This window comes from Sphaerisporangium fuscum (assembly GCF_018531465.1).
GTDB classification, from domain to species: domain Bacteria; phylum Actinomycetota; class Actinomycetes; order Streptosporangiales; family Streptosporangiaceae; genus Sphaerisporangium; species Sphaerisporangium fuscum.
Window position 1 is genome coordinate 128,570 of the sequence record NZ_JAHDTF010000029.1, and the last position, 17,282, is coordinate 145,851.

General features: G+C 72.0%; 15 protein-coding genes and 1 pseudogene. 9 read left to right on the forward strand and 7 right to left on the reverse strand.

Features of this window, described 5'->3' with window-relative positions:
- Positions 1-33: 33 nt before the first annotated feature.
- Positions 34-555, forward strand: a complete 522-nt coding sequence (locus KIK05_RS33400) for a hypothetical protein (protein ID WP_214414835.1) — start codon at positions 34-36, stop codon at positions 553-555.
- Here the strand turns inward: KIK05_RS33400 and KIK05_RS33405 are convergent.
- The 3 genes from KIK05_RS33405 to KIK05_RS33415 all read right to left on the reverse strand — a co-directional run bounded on the left by KIK05_RS33405 (position 512) and on the right by KIK05_RS33415 (position 4,045).
- Positions 512-1,417, reverse strand: a complete 906-nt coding sequence (locus KIK05_RS33405) for a cytochrome c oxidase assembly protein (RefSeq protein ID WP_308250209.1) — start codon at positions 1,415-1,417, stop codon at positions 512-514. The genes KIK05_RS33400 and KIK05_RS33405 overlap by 44 nt on opposite strands.
- Complete coding sequence (locus KIK05_RS33410) at positions 1,414-1,953, reverse strand: DUF2243 domain-containing protein (protein WP_214414836.1); 540 nt, start codon at positions 1,951-1,953, stop codon at positions 1,414-1,416. Before KIK05_RS33410 ends, KIK05_RS33405 begins: the two co-directional genes overlap by 4 nt.
- Positions 1,954-2,089: 136 nt before the next feature.
- Positions 2,090-4,045 (reverse strand): ABC1 kinase family protein, encoded by a 1,956-nt coding sequence (locus KIK05_RS33415; RefSeq protein WP_250563870.1) that lies wholly within the window; start codon positions 4,043-4,045, stop codon positions 2,090-2,092.
- A 153-nt stretch (positions 4,046-4,198) separates the two neighbouring features.
- On the opposite strand from KIK05_RS33415, the gene KIK05_RS33420 reads away from it, so the two are divergent.
- The gene (locus KIK05_RS33420; RefSeq protein ID WP_214414838.1) at positions 4,199-5,050 is read left to right on the forward strand and encodes a PhzF family phenazine biosynthesis protein; all 852 of its coding nucleotides are present in this window, start codon (positions 4,199-4,201) and stop codon (positions 5,048-5,050) included.
- A gap of 158 nt (positions 5,051-5,208) precedes the next feature.
- A complete protein-coding gene (locus tag KIK05_RS33425; protein WP_214414839.1) occupies positions 5,209-5,643 on the forward strand; it encodes a GNAT family N-acetyltransferase in 435 nt (144 codons plus the stop codon).
- A 50-nt stretch (positions 5,644-5,693) separates the two neighbouring features.
- On the opposite strand, the gene KIK05_RS33430 is transcribed toward KIK05_RS33425, so the two are convergent.
- From KIK05_RS33430 to KIK05_RS33440, 3 genes are all read right to left on the reverse strand, one after another.
- On the reverse strand, positions 5,694-6,998 hold the full coding sequence (locus tag KIK05_RS33430) for an FAD-binding protein (RefSeq protein WP_308250210.1): 1,305 nt from the start codon (positions 6,996-6,998) through the stop codon (positions 5,694-5,696).
- A gap of 17 nt (positions 6,999-7,015) precedes the next feature.
- A complete protein-coding gene (locus tag KIK05_RS33435; protein WP_214414841.1) occupies positions 7,016-7,468 on the reverse strand; it encodes a carboxymuconolactone decarboxylase family protein in 453 nt (150 codons plus the stop codon).
- A gap of 166 nt (positions 7,469-7,634) precedes the next feature.
- Positions 7,635-10,517 (reverse strand): AfsR/SARP family transcriptional regulator, encoded by a 2,883-nt coding sequence (locus tag KIK05_RS33440; RefSeq protein WP_214414842.1) that lies wholly within the window; start codon positions 10,515-10,517, stop codon positions 7,635-7,637.
- A gap of 268 nt (positions 10,518-10,785) precedes the next feature.
- On the opposite strand from KIK05_RS33440, the gene KIK05_RS33445 reads away from it, so the two are divergent.
- The 3 genes from KIK05_RS33445 to KIK05_RS33455 all read left to right on the forward strand — a co-directional run bounded on the left by KIK05_RS33445 (position 10,786) and on the right by KIK05_RS33455 (position 14,059).
- Entirely contained in the window at positions 10,786-11,502 is a 717-nt protein-coding gene (locus KIK05_RS33445) for an SDR family oxidoreductase (RefSeq protein ID WP_214414843.1), read from the forward strand.
- Between the two features lie 61 nt (positions 11,503-11,563).
- On the forward strand, positions 11,564-12,781 hold the full coding sequence (locus KIK05_RS33450) for an SGNH/GDSL hydrolase family protein (protein WP_214414844.1): 1,218 nt from the start codon (positions 11,564-11,566) through the stop codon (positions 12,779-12,781).
- 183 nt (positions 12,782-12,964) lie between these two features.
- Positions 12,965-14,059, forward strand: a complete 1,095-nt coding sequence (locus tag KIK05_RS33455) for a zinc-dependent alcohol dehydrogenase family protein (RefSeq protein WP_214414845.1) — start codon at positions 12,965-12,967, stop codon at positions 14,057-14,059.
- Positions 14,060-14,194: 135 nt separating this feature from the next.
- Here KIK05_RS33455 and KIK05_RS33460 read toward each other — a convergent pair whose 3' ends face one another.
- A complete protein-coding gene (locus KIK05_RS33460) occupies positions 14,195-14,488 on the reverse strand; it encodes an ATP-binding protein (protein ID WP_214414846.1) in 294 nt (97 codons plus the stop codon).
- 375 nt (positions 14,489-14,863) lie between these two features.
- Between KIK05_RS33460 and KIK05_RS33465 the strand changes: the two genes are divergently transcribed.
- From KIK05_RS33465 to KIK05_RS33475, 3 genes and pseudogenes are all read left to right on the forward strand, one after another.
- A complete protein-coding gene (locus tag KIK05_RS33465) occupies positions 14,864-15,670 on the forward strand; it encodes a helix-turn-helix domain-containing protein (RefSeq protein WP_214414847.1) in 807 nt (268 codons plus the stop codon).
- A 6-nt stretch (positions 15,671-15,676) separates the two neighbouring features.
- Positions 15,677-15,877, forward strand: coding sequence for a DUF397 domain-containing protein (locus tag KIK05_RS33470; RefSeq protein ID WP_214414848.1), 201 nt, complete (start codon positions 15,677-15,679; stop codon positions 15,875-15,877).
- 581 nt (positions 15,878-16,458) lie between these two features.
- Positions 16,459-17,282: pseudogene (locus KIK05_RS33475) on the forward strand (peptidase M28); the annotation flags it as partial.

Here is a 17,282-nt window from a genome sequence, read left to right on the forward strand (position 1 = left end):
GGATCAGAGGCGCCCTGGCGGGGTGGTGAAGTGATGGCGGGGCTCGACCAGCGGCGCCTCGAGGAGGCTCGGCGCGGCCTGCGGTTCTTCTGGTACGGCACCCGCCGCGGCCGCCGTACGAGCGTGGTCCTCGGCGGGGTGGCGCTGGCGCTCGGCTGGGGCAGCTCGATCGTGTGCTGGTTCCTCGCGCCGAGCGAGGTGGCGATGTGGAGCACGTTCGCGCTGACGGCCATCGGCCTGGTGCTCTACGCGGGGGTCTTCGCCGTGCTCGCCGTGGCCTCCGGAGGGGTGATCGGCCTGGCCGAGGCCAAGCTGGACGAACGGCAGCTCGCCGAACGGCGGCGCGCGTACGCCCTCGCCCACCGCGGCTCCGCGGCGATGCTGGCCGTGGCGCTGATGGTGGCGATGCTCATGCCCGACGACGGTGACCATTTCGTTCACGCCCCCGCGGCCGCCCTCTTCATGTTCATGCTGGCCGGCCTGACGACCCACCTCATCCTTCCCCACCTGGTCATCGGCTGGCGCCTGCCGGACCCGCCGGACGAGGACGACTGACGTCCCAGGCGGCCGGGGTACGGCGGCGGGCGGGGCGCCAGGTGGTGATCATCGCGAAGGCCAGCAGGAGCTCGGCGATGTCGCCGCCGTAGTACATGATCTCGGCCGCGCCGCGCAGCTGCACGGCGGGCGCGGCGACCTCGGGGAGGAGCCCGGCGTACATCAGCTGGGACACGCCCGCGTGCACGGCTATCGCCACGCCCAGCACGACGAGCCGCCGGGGCACCGGCGGACGGCGCGGGGCGGGGTCCGGCCCCGCGATCATCCACGTGAAGAGGTACCCGGCGAGCACGAAATGCAGATGCACCAGGTCGTGCCCGAGCGGGTGCGCCATCGCCGCGCCGTACAGCGGCGTGAGGTACAGCACGAGCAGCCCGCCGGCGTTGAGCGCGAGCGCCACCCAGGGCTCGGACACGACGTGCAGGAAACGGCTCCGCAGCACGGCCGCGACGGCTCGCCTGCCCGGCGGCCCGGCCGACCGGAGCAGCAGCGTGACCGGGGCCCCGAGGACGAGGCCGAGCGGCGCGAGCATGCCGAGCAGCAGGTGCTGGAGCATGTGGCCGCGCAGGTCGTGCTCGGCGAACGGCCCGATCGGCGGGAGGAAGGCCGCGGCGAGCAGTGACGCCCCCGCCAGGAAGCTCGCCGTCCGCCAGTGGCTCCAGCCTTTCGCCTCCCGGCGCCGGCGCGCCGCCGCGGCCGCGTAGGCGACCGCGAGCACCATGACGACGACCGCCGCCGTCCCCGGAAGCTGCCCGCCGTGCTCGTGGACGCCGGGCGGCATCGAACCGTGGTCATGGGCGCCGGGCGGCACGATGTGCTCGTGGCCGCCGGGCGGCGCCGGGCCGTCCTCGCGTCCGGTCACCGGGCCGCGGCCGGCGCGGAGTCGCAGACGTCCAGGCCGGGGGCGTCACGGGCCAGCAGCCACCCGCCCGCGACCAGCAGGGCGCCGAAGACGAGGAAACCGATGTCCCACCACGTCTGGTACGGCCCGGAGCGCACGTGGTGGATGCCCAGGATGTGGTGGTCGATGATCCCCTCGACGAGGTTGAACAGCCCCCACCCCACCAGGCCCCAGCCCCACAGCGCCCGGGAGCGCCACAGCCGTCCCCGCGAGTGGGTGACCCGGGAGTACAGCAGGGCGAGGCCGGCCAGCACCGCCAGCCAGGTGAACACATGGAACAGGCCGTCCCACAGGGTGTTCATCTCCAGGCCGCCGACGGTGTGCGGCGAGTAGTACCTCACGCCGATGTTGTCGGTGTCGGTGCTGCTCAGCATGTGATGCCACTGGAGCACCTGGTGCAGCAGGATGCCGTCGACGAACCCGCCCATCCCGACCCCGAGAACGATGCCCGGCAGCGCGAGGCTCCGCCCGCCACCGGTCGTGCTGATCGCCGTCATGGTTCGCTCCTCCCTTGATACGGCAGGGCGCCCGCCGGACTCGTCGGTCCGTCCTCTCCCCCGGCACGAACCGGGTACGCGGCACTTGATCAGTGGCTTGCCCAGGCCCCGGTCCCGCAAACGGCCGCGCGCCGGCTCAGTTGTCCCTGCGGAAGATGAGGACCAGGACGCGCAGCGCCAGGACCGAGGCGACCACCAGCAGGTTGTAGGCGAGGAGCTGGTACAGCGACACCTGCGCGGTCACCTTCGGCCCGCCCGGGGTGCCGAGGAGCAGCACCGCCATGACGCCCGTGGTCGCGGCGAGCACGGTCAGCAGCACCTGGTGCAGCATGCCGGTGACGTGCGCCCGGTCGCGCTCGTCGGCGAACAGCCGTACGTTCACGCTGAGCCGCCCGTGCTCGGCGGCGCCGACGATGCGCTCGACGCGGCGCGGAAGCCTGCGCAGCATCGGCAGCAGCGATGTCACCTCGTCGGTCACCGCCTGCCGTACGGTCACCGGGTCGCGCCGTTCGGCGACGTGCCGGGCGGCGAACGCCCGGGCCTCGGCCATCAGGTCGAATCGCGGGTCGAGCCGGGTGAGGGTGCCCTCGACGGTGGCGAGCGTCCGGAACACGGCCGCCACCTCGGGCGGCACCGACAGGCCGTGGCCCGACACGATGCGCAGCAGGTCGGTGAACAGGCGCGGACCGGCCACCGGGCCGCCGCCGTTCAGGTGGCGGGCCATGAACCGGCCGAGCTCGCGCTCCAGCCGCTGCTCGTCGATCTCGTCCGGCCGGGGGACGACCTCCAGCAGCGCGTCCGATACCCCGAGCGGGTCGCCGCGGTCCATGGCGAGCAGCAGCATCTGGATGGAGGCCCGCAGCGAGGCGTCCAGCCGTCCGACCGAGCCGAAGTCGAGCAGGCCGAGGCGCCCGTCGGCGAGGACCATGATGTTCCCGGGGTGCGGGTCGGCGTGGAAGACGCCGTCCAGCATGATCTGCCGCAGCAGCGCGTCGAGGAGCGTGCGCGCCAGGGCGGCCGGCTCCGCCGCAGACCCGGCCCCCTCGGCGGCGGCGACGGCGGCGAGGGGGGTGCCCTCCAGGCGTTCCATGACCAGTACCCGGCGTCCGCACAGCGGCGTGTGAGGGACGGGGACGTGTACGGCCGTGCCGGGCGAGGCCGCGGCGACGGCGGCCATGTTCGCCGCCTCCACCCGGAAGTCGAGCTCCTCGCGCAGCGCCTCGGCGAACCCGTGCGCGAGGTCGCGGACGCCCAGCGCGCGGGCCCATCGGGTGCGGTCGTCCAGGGTCTGGGCGAGCCGCGCGACGATGTCGAGGTCACGTTCGACCACCTCGGTGATCCCCGGCCGCTGGACCTTGATCACCACCCGCTCCCCCGAGCGCAGCCGCGCCGCGTACACCTGGGCGATGGACGCCGACGCGAGGGGACGCCGGTCGAACTCCTCGAACACCTCCTCCACCGGCCCGGGAAGCTCGGCGGCGAGCACCCGCTCCACCTCCTCCCACGGCGCGGGCGCCGCCTTGTCCTGCAGCAGGGCGAGCTCGTCCACGAACTCCGCGGGGAGCAGGTCGGGCCGCGTGGACAGGATCTGGCCCAGCTTGACGAACGTCACGCCCGCCTCGTCCAGTGCCAGGCGCAGCGACCGGGCGAGCCGCGCGCGCCCGGAGGCGGCCTCGAGGTCGGGACGGCGACCCCGCAGGTACGGCCCGAGCCCGTGGCGGGCGAGGATGCGCACGATCGAGAAGTAGCGCCGCGACCGTACGACCCTGCCGCGCAACGAGCGGACGAGTTCGATCGGGCCGGGCAGCGACCCGGTGGGCACCAGGGCCTCGGCGATCGCGAGGAACACCATCGCGGCGAGCAGGGCGCACGCCCCGGCCAGGATCAGGAACCACAGCGGGGTGAGACTGGGATCGTCGCGGGAGACCGATCCCGCCAGCGACTGCGCGATCGGCCCGGCCAGCAGGAAGGCCAGTGCCCCGGCGAGGAACGCGCGGAGCAGCCCGAACCGCAGGTTCAGCAGCCGCCGCGCGGCCGCGGCGAATCCGAGGATCATCACGATCACCGTGACGGCGATGGTGACGGTCACCATGGCATCCACCTGGGGGCCTCCGGGCACTCGTATCTACGGGCGACAGGGCGGTCTCCGTGGCCACCGCCGAGGCGAGACCTTATCGCGGGATATGTCCCGTTACCGCCATCCAGCGCCACAGCGGAGACGCCGGTGGCGTAGGTTGCGGTGGATATGACGAACAATGTCGAAGTACTGCGCTACGCCGCCTTCACCGACGATCCCGAGGGCGGCAATCCCGCGGGTGTCGTCCTCGACGCCGCGGGCCTGTCGGATGCCGGGATGCTCGCCGTCGCCGCCGAGGTCGGGTACTCCGAGACCGCCTTCATCACCCGTGGGGACGAAGAGGGCCGCGCGTTCAGAGTGCGGTACTTCGCACCGGCCGCCGAGGTCGACTTCTGCGGGCATGCCACGATCGCGACCGCCGTCGTCCTCGGCGAGCGGCTCGGCCCCGGCCGGCTGGTGTTCGAGACCAACGCCGGCGAGGTCGTGGTGGACACCGAGTCCGAAGGGGACAGGCTCCTCGCCACGCTCACCAGCGTCCCCACGCGCTCGCGCCCGGCGAAGGAGGAGGAGATCGGGCGGACGCTGGCCGCGCTCGGCTGGTCGCGCGACGACCTCGACCCCGCGTTCCCGCCGCACGTCGCCTTCGGCGGGGTCGAACACCTCGTGCTGGCCGCGGCCTCCCGCGAGCGACTGGCCCGCCTCGACTACGACTTCGAGGCCCTGCGCTCGGTCATGACCGGGCACGGCTGGACGACGGTGAACCTGTTCTGGCGCGAGAACCAGGAGCGCTTCCACGCCCGCAACCCGTTCCCGGTGGGCGGAGTGGTCGAGGACCCGGCCACCGGGGCCGCCGCCGCGGCGTTCGGCGGCTACCTCCGCGAGCTGGGAACCGGAGCCGCCGAGTTCACGGTCCTCCAGGGCGTGGACATGGGAAGGCGGAGCACTCTGAAGGTGTCGATCGCCTCCCCGGACGGCCGCACCAGGGTCAGCGGCGGCGCGGTGCCGATCGAGGTGCCGTAGCCGTCCCGCGCGGTCTTCGGACACGATGACGGCCCTAGGCCCATTTTCCGCACATCGCCCTCAATGACCTGCGGTGATCATTGATAGTGCCGGACCGCATATAGCGGCCGACCAGGGAGATTCGGGCTCGTGCGGAAAACAGGCCTAGGCTTGCCCGGGTGAGAATCCGCCCCAGAACCCCCGAGGATCTGCCCGCCTGCGTCGAGGCCCTCGCGCAGGTCCAGGACACCGACCGCTACCCGGTGAACTGGCCCGAGGATCCCGGCGGCTGGCTCACGCCCGCCGAGCTCGCCTCGGCCTGGATCGCGGAGGAGGCGGGGGCCGTGCTCGGCCACGTCGGCGTCACCCGGGACGCGGAGATCACCCGCCTCTTCGTGACCCCGGCGGCACGCGGGCGCGGCCTGGCCGTACGGCTCCTCGACACCGTCCGCGCCGCCGTCCGCGCCCCGCTCAAACTGGAGGTCTCCTCCGAGGGCACGGCGGCCATCGCCCTGTACGAACGGTCGGGCTGGCGCCGGGTGGGCAGCAGCCGCGCCGACTGGCTCAACGCGGCCGGCGAGCCCGCTCTGCTCCACCACTACGTGAGCCCATGAACCCGGTCCCGTCACTGACGGGACCGGGTGTCGTCCGGGCCAGGTCGAGGTCAGTCCCTCACCGGGAAGTTGGCCCGGAAGACGTGCTGGGGATCGCGGGACTTCTTGATCTCGCGCAGGCGGGCGAGCGTCTCGGCGGGGAGCGCCTGGCCCGCGTTCTCGCCCGGGGCCAGGAAGGTGTACGGTTTGCGCCCGCTGACGTGCGCCGCCAGCTTGTGCACGAGCTGCGCCTGCTTAACCTGCACCGCCTCGGTCAGGTGGGGCAGCCGCAGCCCGAGCAGGTACAGCATGTACGGCTCGGTCAGCGCGCCGCCCGCGCCTCCGGCGGAACCGGCCTCGGCCAGCGCCCCGCCCAGGTGCCTGAGCTGCACGTTCACCAGCGGCGCCGCCGGCTCGGACGCGAGGATCTCCACTGCCGCGTCGTCCAGGCCGGTCAGCAGTTCCACGCGGGACAGCGCCGGGCTGGGGTCGACGGGTTCGGCGGCGATGCCGCCCAGGTCCGCGATGTCCATGATCTTGCGGGTGTCGGAGAGAGGGCCGCCGATCTTCTCGAACGGCGCCAGCAGTTCCCTCGCCTCGTCCTCCTCGCCCAGGAACGTCACGTCGACCGTGACGATCGGCGGGGCGGGGGGCGGCGGCTGCATCCGGTTGACCCACACCGACAGCTCGCGCGGCGCGTCCGCCGTGACCTCGCGGAAGGCCTCGAACACCTCGCCGGCGCGCTCGCCCGGCCACACGATCCGCCCGCCGTACAGGAACGGCACCGGGTACAGCTCCAGCTCGACGGCGGTGACCAGCGCGAAGTCGCCGCCGCCGCCGCGCAGGGCCCAGAACAGCTCACTGTCGGACTCGGCGGTGACGCGGGCCCGGTCGCCGCCGGCGTCGACGACCTCGAAGGCGCGCACGGAGTCGGCGGCCCAGCCGTACCTGCGGCCGAACCACGACACCCCGCCCCCGAGGACGAAACCGGCCACGCTCACGGCAGGGGAGCTCCCGGCGAGGCCGGTCAGGCCGTGCTCGCCCGTCTCGGCCAGCACCCGGCCCCACCGCGCGCCGGCGCCCACCCGGGCGACGCGCTTCACCGGGTCCACCTCCACGTGGCCGAGGCGGCCGGTGCGCAGCAGGATCACTCCTTCCACGTCACCAGAGGCGCCGTGACCGGAGGGCTGCGCCGAGATCGTCAGGCCGGAACCGTGGGCGTACCGCACCAGCGCGGCCACGTCGGCGTCGTCCTCGGCCTCGACCACCGCGGCCACCGGCTGGCGCACCCCGACGGCCCAGGGCCCGGCCGCCTCCTCGAAGCCCGCGTCCCCGGGGAGGAGCACCCGCCCCTTGACGGCACTGTGCAGATCCATGCTCTTCATCTCCTCGCTCACCACGCCGAACCGGCGATCTGGCGGACGGTGGCGTTGAGCCGGTTCCACAGGTTGACGTTCGCGATGGCCATGATCACGGCGGCGAGCTCGGTCTCGGAGAAGTGGTCGGCCGCGGCGTCCCACACCTCGTCACTGACCTGACCGCCGTCGGCCAGCCGGGTGACCTCCTCGGCCAGCGCCAGCGCGGCACGCTCGGCGTCGGTGAAGTACGGCGTCTCCCGCCAGGCGGCGACGGCGAACAGCCGCTCGTCGCTCTGGCCCTCCTTGCGCAGGTCACGAGCATGCATGTCGACGCACACGCTGCACCCGTTGATCTGGCTGGCCCGCAACAGCACCAGGTCCACCGTCACCTTCGGCAGGCCCGCCTGGTCGATCGCCTTGCCCAGGCTCAGCAGCGCCTGCATGGCGCCGGGCAGGACCATGGCCGGGTTCTTCATGCGTGCTTCCATGACATGTGCTCCTCGAGATCGTCGTCCTCGGCCGAATGACGAAGCGGAACCCGGAAGGGTGACGGCCCACGTCCTCGGCTGTGAGGACCAGACTCGGGGGAGGCGTTGATGCGCTCGCGATACGTCCTCGATACGTCCGCGATGCACCCCGGCCGAGCGGTGCGGCTCAGCCCTCGGTACGGGCCAGGCCGCGGCTCGCGCGGGTCTGCTCGTCGCGGTTGCCCAGTTCGCGGGCGAGGTCGAGGGCGGCGCCGTGCAGGCGCGCGGCCTCCGCGGCGTCGTCCAACGCGTACGCGGCCTCGGCCAGGCCGTTGAGCGCCTTGGCCTCGCCCCGCCGGTACCCGAACCGGCGGTAGAGCTCCAGCGCCCGCCGGTGGTGGTCGCGCGCCTGTTCGGGCAGGCCCTGGCGCAGGCACGCCACACCCAGGTTGTCCAGGGCGTCGGCCTCGCCACCCCGGCTGCCGATCGCACGGAACAACTCCAGCGCCTCCTGGTGGAGGTCGCCCGCCTCGGCGTAACGGCCCAGCCGTTCGTGGACGACGCCCAGGCAGTCCAGGCAGACCGCCTCACCGAACCGGTCGCCGAGCTCCCGGAACAGCTCCAGTGCGCGGCGGTAGGCCGCCGACGCCTCGTCGTGCTCGTCGGCCCCGACGCGCACGCGGCCCAGGCCGATCAGCGCCCGCGCCTCACCGCGCCGGTCACCGCCCGTACGGCAGGTCGCCAGCGCCCGCTCGAAGTGCTCCTGTGCCAGGCGGTCGTCGCCCTGGACCTGGTGCACCCAGCCCAGATCGGTCAGCGCCCGGCCCGCGCCCGCGAGGTCCTCCCGGAGGCGGGCCGCCTCCAGGGCCTTGCCGTACAGCGTGAGGGCGTCGTCGTGGTAGGCGTGGTCGTACAGGTAGCGGTAGAGCGTGGTGGCCAGCAGCCCCGCGTGGGCCTGCCGGTCGCCGTCGGTGACGTGCGCGGCGGCCAGGACGAGGTTGGTTCGTTCCGCGTCCAGCCAGGCCAGCGCGTGAGCAGGGTCATCGAAGACGAGCCCGGCCGCCGCCGGCCGCTCGACGCGCGGCCGCCGGTGGGCGCTGTCGGGGTAGAGCACGTCCATGGCGGCGTGCGCGGCGGCCAGGTGATGGTCGAGCAGCCTGGTCAGGGCCGCCCGCCGGTCCTCGGGGGTCTCCTCGGCGGCGGCCGTGTCGCGGGCGTGCTGGCGCAGCAGGTCGTGAAGGCGGTAGCGGCCGGGTTCGTGCTGCTGGAGCATGTGCACGTCCAGCAGGTCCTCCAGCAGGTGCTCGGCCTCCTGCGGCCCGAGGTCGCCGAGAGCGGCCGCGGCGTACGGCCCGATGTCCCGCCCGGGATGCAGCCCCAGGAGCCGGAACAGGCGCTGCTGATCGGGATCGAGCTGGCGGTAGGACAGGGTGAAGGCGGCGGCGACCCCGCGTTCGGAGGTGGCCAGCTCCGACAGCCGGCGACGTTCGTCGCGCAGCCGTTCGGCGAGGTAGGCCACGCTCCAGCGCGGCCGGTGCCGGAGCCGGGCGGCGGCGATCCGCACGGCCAGCGGCAGGAACCCGCACAGCAGCAGGACCTCCGCGACGGCGTCCGGTTCGGCCTCGGCACGCGCCCCCACGATCCGGGCGACCAGCTCGGCGGCGTCCGGGTGGGGCAGCACGTCGATCGACAGGGAGTGCGCGGCGTCCAGGTCGGGCAGTCGCCGCCGGCTGGTGACCAGCACGAGGCTGCTGGAGGCGCCGGGCAGAAGGGGCCGCACCTGGGCCGCGTCGGCGGCGTTGTCCAGCACGATCAGCACGCGCCGCCCGGCCAGTTCGGCCCGCCACAGCGCGGCCCGCTCGTCCGTCGCCGCCGGGATGCGCTCGACGGGCACGCCGAGCTGCCGGAGCAGGAACTCGATCGCCTCACCGGACCCCAGCGGCTGCTGACCGGCGGTGTGCGCGCGGAGGTCGACGAAGAGCCGGCCGTCGGGGTAGCGGTCGGCGAGCCGATGCGCGGCGTGGACGGCCAGCGCGGTCTTGCCGGCTCCCGCCATGCCGTCGATGGCGACGATGGTCACCACGCCCTCCTCCTGGGGCAGAGCCCGCGTGAGCAGGTCGAGCTCGGCGGTCCTGCCGGAGAAGTCGGCGATGTCGTAGGGCAGGAAGGTGACCTGGCGAAGGTCGGACGGCACGGCGAGGGGCGCATCAGGACCGGTACGGCGGTGCGCGGGCGCTTCGGACGCCGTACCCCCCTGTGCGGGGGCGTCGGGACGCTGCGCGGGACCTTCAGGAGTCCTGGAATCCCCCTCCACTCCCCCGGCGCCGGGGCCGGGCGCATCCGCGAGCCCGCGCAGGACGGCCTCTTCGAGCGCCAGGAAGGCAGGTGAGGGGTCGAGCCCCTGCTCGTCGGCCAGCCGCGCGCGATACTCGCGGCCGACCGCGAGCGCGTCGGCCTGCCGGCCGGCACGGTGCAGCGCGGTCATCAGGTGCCCGGTCAGCCGCTCCCTCAGCGGGTACGCGGCCACCTCGGCGGCCAGCTCGCCGATCACCTCCTCGTGCCCGCCCGCCGCCAGTTCCAGCGCGGCGAGCCGTTCCACGGCGGCGAGCCGCCGGTCCTCCAGCTGCGCCCGGGCGCTGTCGACGTAGTCCGCGTTCACCCCGCTGAACGCCGGCCCGCGCCAGAGCCCCAGCGCGGCACGCAACCGCCGTGCCGCCTCCGCCGGATCGTCCTGCGCCCTGGCGGCGGAGACCAGGGCGGTGAACTCCTCCAGGTCGAGCTGCCCCGGCTCGGGGTCGACCATATAACCCGCGGGACGGGTCTGCAGCACCCCTTCGACGCCCGCGGCCCTGAGCACCCGGCGGATCGCGGTGACGGCCGCGTGGACCTGCGCGCGCGCCGTGTCGGGTGGAGTCGGTCCCCAGATCGCGTCGATCAGCCGATCGGCGCTCAAGACGGCCCGCGCGTGCAGCAGCATGTACGCCAGGAAGGCGCGGTGGCGAGGCGCGAGCCCCGGCAGCGAACGGCCCTGATCGCACACATCCACCGGCCCCAGGACCGTGAACCGCACCGGATCCCCTCCCGCGGCATCGTCAATGGTCATCGTGTAGGGGAAAGGCTCTCAAGTCGGTAGCCGACCTCAGTCGCCAACGATAGCCACAATCGGCGCCTCACGGTCAGCACGTCTCAGAACCTGGCCATCGCCCGCATATCGCGGACGCATCGCCACCGCATCAACGCCTTCTCCGAATCTTGTGACCACCGCCGAGGACGCGGCCGTCACGCTTTCCCGTCCGGCTTCGTCAACTGGCCGAGCACGACGATTTCGAGGAGCAGGCATGAAGGAACAGGCTGGGACCGTCGCGCTGGTCACCGGCGCCACCAGGGGCATCGGCCACACGACGGCCAAGCTGCTGGGCGAGCGCGGCATCACCGCGATCATCGGCGCCCGTGACGAGGAACGCGGCAGAGCCGCCGCCGAGCCGCTCGGTCTGCCGCACGTCCGGCTGGACGTCACCGACGCCGCGAGCGTCCGCGCGGCGGCGAAGTGGATCGAGCAGGAGTACGGCAGGCTGGACATCCTGGTCAACAACGCCGGGATCATGGTCCCGGACGGGCCGCCGAGCCAGAGCTCGGTGGAGGACGCCCGGCACGTCTACGAGACGAACGTGTTCGGCGTCATCGAGGTGACCAACGCGCTGCTGCCGCTGCTGCGCCGCTCACCGGCGGGCCGCATCGTCAACGTCTCCAGCGAGCGCGGCTCGATCGCAGGCTCCCTGGACCAAAACCACCCCCTGTGGTCGATGCTCAACCTGGCCTACTGCTCGTCCAAGGCCGCCCTGAACATGATCACCGTGTCCTACGCCAAGGAGCTCTGGGACACACCGATCAAGGTCAACGCGGTCGACCCCGGCTGGGTGAAGACCGACATCAACCACAACACCGGCATCAAGACCGTCGAGCAGGGGGCCGCGCCGATCCTGGCCATGGCACTGCTGGACGCCGACGGGCCGACCGCGACCTTCGTCCAGGACGAAGGCCCCCTTCCCTGGTGACCGCGCCGCCCGCCGGCACACCCCGCCCTGAACTCCACGTCACTTGAGAAAGAGCATTGAAATGGTGAAAACCGCACTCGTCATCCCGATCGTCGCCGCCCTGATGGCGGCACCGGCACCCGCAAGCGCGCACACCGGCGGGTGGACGGGGGCGTGGGCCGCCGCCCCCCAGCAGCCTTCGGCCGACGTCTGGTACCCCACCTGGGCGGAGAAAGGCTTCGCCGACCAGTCGGTGCGTCAGGTGATCCGGGTCACCGCCGGCGGGCCGATGATCCGGATCCGGCTGTCGAACGCCTACGGCGGCAGCCCGCTCCGGCTGACCGGTGCGACCGTCGCCAAGGCCGCCGGCGGCGCGGCCGTACGGCCGAACACCCTCCGGCCGCTGACCTTCGCGCGCTCCGCATCGGTGACCGTTCCCACCGGCGGGCAGGTCGGCAGCGATCCCGTCCGTCTCGCGGTCAAAGCGGGCGAACGGCTGACGGTGACGCTGTACTTCCGTGAGGCCACCGGCCCGGCCACCTACCACAACCTCGCCCTGACCACCTCCTACCGGGCCTCCGGCGACCATACGCACGACCTCGGCCCGGCCGCGTACACCGAGACCGGCGTCTCCTCGTTCTACCTCTCCGGCGTGGACGTCCTCGCCGGCGGGAACGCCGTGGCCACCTTCGGTGACTCCATCACCGACGGGTTCGGCGCCACGCTGGACGCCGACGACCGCTACCCGGACGCGCTGGCCCGCAGGCTCGGCGGACGGCGGCCGGTCCTCAACCTCGGCATCGGCGGCAACCGCCTGCTCTACGACTCGGCGTGCCTGGGCGAGCGGGGCGTGGCCCGCTTCCGCCGGGACGTGCTCGACCAGCCGCGCGTCAAGACGGTGATCGCGCTGGAGGGCACCAACGACATCCTCCTCGGCCTCCAGGAACCCACGCCCTGCACCACGCCGGCGGCCAAGGTCAGCGCGGGCGAGCTGGTCGTCGGGTACCGGAAGCTCATCCGCGCCGCCCACGAGCGAGGCGTCCGGATCCTCGGCGGCACCCTCCTGCCCATCAAGGGCTACCAGTTCTACTCGGAGGAGGCCGAGCGGATCCGCGACGAGGTCAACACGTGGATCCGGAGCAGCGGCGAGTTCGACGCCGTCGTGGACTTCGAACGGGCCGTCGCCGACCCCGGCGACCCTGACCGGATCCGGCCGGCCTTCGACAGCGGCGACCACCTCCACCCCAACGGTGCCGGATACCAGGCAATGGCCGACGCCGTCGACCTGACCGCCCTGTAGGGCGACCAACACTCGGCGCCCAGGCCTGGCGGAGCGCGACCCGTCGCCCGTCTCTCGACGTGAGAGCGACCATCGCACGGCGCCCAGGCCTGGGCGGTGCGCGACCCGGCCGCCCGCCTCTCGAGGTGAGGCGGGACAATCGTCGGGGCCGGTGGGCGAGTCCGGTCCGAGAGAGGTGGAGCGGTGCGGGCGGTTCTGTACGACGGGTTCGGTATGCGGCCGGAGGTCCGCCAGGTGGCGGACCCCGAGCCGTCGCGGGCGGGCGTCGTGATCCAGGTGGAGGCGTCCGGGCTGTGCCGCAGCGACTGGCACGGGTGGATGGGCCACGATCCCGACATCCAGGCGTTCCCGCATGTGCCGGGCCATGAGCTGGCCGGGGTCGTCACGGCGGTCGGCGGCGACGTGACCCGGTGGCGGCCCGGCGACCGCGTCACCACGCCGTTCGTCTGCGCCTGCGGGCGGTGCGCGTCGTGCGCGGCCGGTGACCAGCAGGTCTGCGAGAACCAGACCCAGCCCGGGTTCACCCACTGGGGCTCGTTCGCGGAGTTCGTGGCGATCGAGAACGCCGACGTCAACCTCGTGCGCCTGCCGGACGGCATGCCGTACACGACCGCGGCGAGCCTGGGCTGCCGGTTCGCGACCGCCTTCCGGGCCGTCGTCACGCAGGGCCGGGTCGCGGCCGGCGAGTGGGTGGCCGTGTACGGCTGCGGAGGTGTCGGGCTGTCCGCGGTGATGATCGCCGCCGCCTGCGGCGCCCGCGTGGTCGCCGTCGACGTCTCCCCCGCCGCCCTCGACCTGGCCAGGCGCTTCGGCGCCACCGAGACGGTCCTCGTCTCCTCGACCTCGGCGTCAACCGGCCACGCTTCCCAAGCCGGCACCGCGCAGGACGCCATCGGCTCGGCCGGGGCCGCGGACGTGCGGGAGGTGACCGGCGGGGGCGCGCACCTGACCGTCGACGCCCTCGGCAGCCCCGCGACCTGCGCCGCCGCCATCGAGAGCCTGCGCCGGCGCGGGCGGCACGTCCAGGTGGGCCTGCTCCCCCGCGCAGCCGGGCACCCCGCCGTACCGATGGACCGCGTCATCGGCCTCGAACTGGAGGTCCTGGGCAGCCACGGCATGGCCGCGCACGCGTACCCGGCCATGCTCGCGATGATCGAGGCCGGCACGCTGCACCCGGAGCAACTGATCACCCGCACGATCACCCTCGACGAGACCCCCTCCGCGCTGACGGCCATGGACACCCCCGGCGTGACGATGGTCCTCCCCGCCCTCGAATAGGAGCCACGGCGGAACGCTCACTCACCTTCAGCCGCCTCGTGGGCACGAAAGGAACCACTCCTCCCGCGCCGAATGCGGAACGCTCCCCTCCGCCGACATATGGCGCCTTCGGCACAGCCTTTTCCAAGGCGACCCTCACCGGCCCACGACCCCTCCATCGCCGCAAGCACCCGTCGCCTCCTTGACGGTGCTGTCATCGCTCTCCGGCGATTCCCGCTGCCGGGGTAAGGGAAGAGCGATCCCCTTCGTGCGCTCGTACTGGACCTGGAACCACACCGTCCGGCCGGTGGCGTTCTGACGGACGTCCCAGCGGTGCGCGAGCATCTCGACGATCTGGAGTCCGCGCCCGCTCTCTCCGGATTCGTCGTCGCGAAGGCGCGGAAGGTTCTCACCACCCGCATCCACTACGTCCACGTGGATGAAGTTCATGGCAGTCGGCGAGCGCCAGGATGATTTTCCCGCCGTTCCTGGAATCCGAGTGGACCACCGCATTGGTCACCACTTCGGAGACCAGCAATGTCACGTCGTCCAGAGCCGGGTGAGCTCCCCCTAGTTTCTCGCTCACAAAGCCGCGAGCGAGTTTCGCCGACTCGGCCTCCCCCTTCAACTCCATGACCCCCAGCAGTCTTCCGGTTCGCATCGCGCTCGCCTTCTCCCTCACCATCACCTCTTGCCGACTTCGCCGTACCACAGTGTCAACAGACAACTACGATCGGTAGCGAAAGGTGCTCACTTAGCGCCACAGTTTTCGTGGGCACCCTCGTGAGCAACCGAAATACCGAGATCCGGTAGGGAAGGTGCGATTTGCCTCGCAGGAGAGATATAGACCCAAGCGAGTCTCCCCGTGCTCTTTTCGCCTCCGAGCTGCGACGGTATCGGCAGGCGGCGAGACTCTCGCAACGGGCACTGGCTTCGCGCATGGGCTTCTCGGATTCGCTCGTCGCCATGGTCGAGATTCTCAAGCGCGCACCGAGCGACGACTTCGCCAAGGCATGCGACAAGGCTCTCGGACTCGACGGAACCATGTTCGGGCTCTACATCGCTACGACCTGGGACAGAGCCCCCGAGCATCTCAGGCCATGGCTCGAGGAGGAGGAAGAGGCCGAAGCACTGCGGAGTTGGGAACCGAACCTCATCCCCGGCCTCCTCCAGACAGAGGCATATGCGCGCGCGATGTTCACGGCCGCCCCCGGCCTCTCCCCTGCGGAAGTGGAGGAACGGCTGGCGAGCCGCATGCGGCGACAGGCGATCCTTCAAAGGGACACGCCGCCGACGATCACCTTCCTGATGGACGAGGCCGTGATCCGCCGCCGAATAGGCAGCGCAGACGTCATGCGGGAACAGTTGAAGCTCCTGCTGGAAGTGGCCAGGCATTCCAACGTGACGATCCAGATCGTGCCCTTTGACGCCGAGGAGCACTGCGGGCTGGCAGGCGGGTTCATCATCGCCGAACGGAACGGGTCGGCCTATGCCGCCTACTCGGACGCCCAACCCTCGGGGCGGACGATAGACGACCGACAGGTGATAGCGCAGCTAGCTGCCCGGTATGACGCGATCAGGGCGGAGGCTTTACCTTTCAAGCAGTCACTACGTCTCATTCAGGAAGTGTGAACCAAAATGAGTGACCCTCGGGGCGCGCGGTGGCGCAAGAGCACCTACAGCACGGACAACGGCAATTGCGTTGAGGTCGCATCGAACCTGCCCGATCTCGTCGCCGTCAGGGACAGCAAGAACTTGACCGGACCGGCCCTCATCTTCACACCACACGAGTGGTCCGCGTTCGTGAGCGGAATCAAGAACCACACGTTGGGCGCCTGATCTTCTCGGCACCCCTGTATGAAAGTGGTGTGGTCGGCTCCGAAGTCGGGACAGTCCGCGGGGATGCCTGAAGTTTCAGGCCGGCCGCACCACGCGGGGAGCATCCCGAGCAAGTCAAACCACAGATCCAACCGTCGGGGGCACCACTTCCTCCTCTGACAGGCTAGCGCGCCACCTGAGGTGACACAGTCGTAGCCGACCTCACGGAGAAACTGGCCAACGACACGGCGATACCGACCCTGTCGACGACCTGAACCCACCAGCACCTGCGCGACGGACAGCCCTACCCCCAGAGAGGGCCGCCCTGAAACGACAGCGCCGCAGGCACCGTTTCAAGGACGTGTCGGCGGTACGCAGCGTGTCGGGGCTACGCCTGTCCGTATTGCCGTATTCATACGGATACTCGTACGGATATTCGGCGCGCGCGGTCGCCTCTATTTTCGAGCCGTTCCACGAGAACACTGCTCGGCTCCTTCTGATTCACCCCCCGATTCCCGTGTGCCCGCCGCTCTCGCGGCGCGGCCTGCCGTCATGCCCACGAACGGTGGCGGCACGGGATGAGCCTCGAGAGGAGTACCTCCGTGAGACGCACAGCCGCACTGGCGGCCGCCACCGGGTTAACCGTGGCGGCCGCTCTGGTGCTCGCCTCACCGGCGGCCGCCCAGCCACCGAACGCCCGCGCCTCGAAGGCGCCGGCCGCCGACCCCCGTCTGAAGGCGGCCGAGGCCGCCGACAAGGCCGTCGCCAGCGGCCTCGACCACCTGCGCAAAGGCCCTGACGAGACGTACTGGCGCCGGGACGTCGTCCCCGGCGCGGGCGGCATGTACTACGTCAGCTACGAGCGCACCTACAAGGGCCTTCCGGTCGTCGGCGGCGACGCTGTCGTCGTGACGGACGGCCAGGGCCGCGTGCGCGACACCGTGAACGCCTCCGGACCCCACGCGGAGAACGTCCCGACACGGGCCAAGGTGACCGGGGAGGCCGCGACCGCCAAGGCCAGGACGCGGCTGGACCGGGCCGACGACAGCGCGGCCCCGCGCCTGGTCGTGTTCGCCTGGGACGCCACGCCCAAGCTGGCCTGGGAGGCCGTGGTCGCGGGTATCGCCGACGGCAAGCCGAGCAAGCAGCACGTGTTCGTCGACGCCCGCAGCGGGGAGATCCTGAGCTCCTACGACGAGGTGCGGGCCGGCGCCGGACGGGGCTACTACTACGGCCAGGTGACCCTCGACACGCGCAGCTCGGGCGGGAGCTACCAGATGGTGGACCCGACGCGCAGCGGCCTGCAGTGCGGCGGGCAGGGCGGCTCGGCCTACACCGGCACCGACGACAGCTGGGGCAACGGATCAGGCACCGACCTGGAGACCGCCTGCGTCGACGCCCTCTACAGCGTCGAACGCGAATGGGA

Excerpts from the sequence above, each read along its gene's own strand:
- KIK05_RS33400 (WP_214414835.1), top strand. The coding sequence starts at position 34 with ATGGCGGGGCTCGACCAGCGGCGCCTCGAGGAGGCTCGGCGCGGCCTG.
- KIK05_RS33410 (WP_214414836.1), bottom strand. The coding sequence starts at position 1,953 with ATGACGGCGATCAGCACGACCGGTGGCGGGCGGAGCCTCGCGCTGCCG.
- KIK05_RS33415 (WP_250563870.1), bottom strand. The coding sequence starts at position 4,045 with ATGGTGACCGTCACCATCGCCGTCACGGTGATCGTGATGATCCTCGGA.
- KIK05_RS33420 (WP_214414838.1), top strand. The coding sequence starts at position 4,199 with ATGACGAACAATGTCGAAGTACTGCGCTACGCCGCCTTCACCGACGAT.
- KIK05_RS33430 (WP_308250210.1), bottom strand. The coding sequence starts at position 6,998 with ATGGATCTGCACAGTGCCGTCAAGGGGCGGGTGCTCCTCCCCGGGGAC.
- KIK05_RS33435 (WP_214414841.1), bottom strand. The coding sequence starts at position 7,468 with ATGGAAGCACGCATGAAGAACCCGGCCATGGTCCTGCCCGGCGCCATG.
- KIK05_RS33445 (WP_214414843.1), top strand. The coding sequence starts at position 10,786 with ATGAAGGAACAGGCTGGGACCGTCGCGCTGGTCACCGGCGCCACCAGG.
- KIK05_RS33450 (WP_214414844.1), top strand. The coding sequence starts at position 11,564 with ATGGTGAAAACCGCACTCGTCATCCCGATCGTCGCCGCCCTGATGGCG.
- KIK05_RS33460 (WP_214414846.1), bottom strand. The coding sequence starts at position 14,488 with ATGAACTTCATCCACGTGGACGTAGTGGATGCGGGTGGTGAGAACCTT.
- KIK05_RS33470 (WP_214414848.1), top strand. The coding sequence starts at position 15,677 with ATGAGTGACCCTCGGGGCGCGCGGTGGCGCAAGAGCACCTACAGCACG.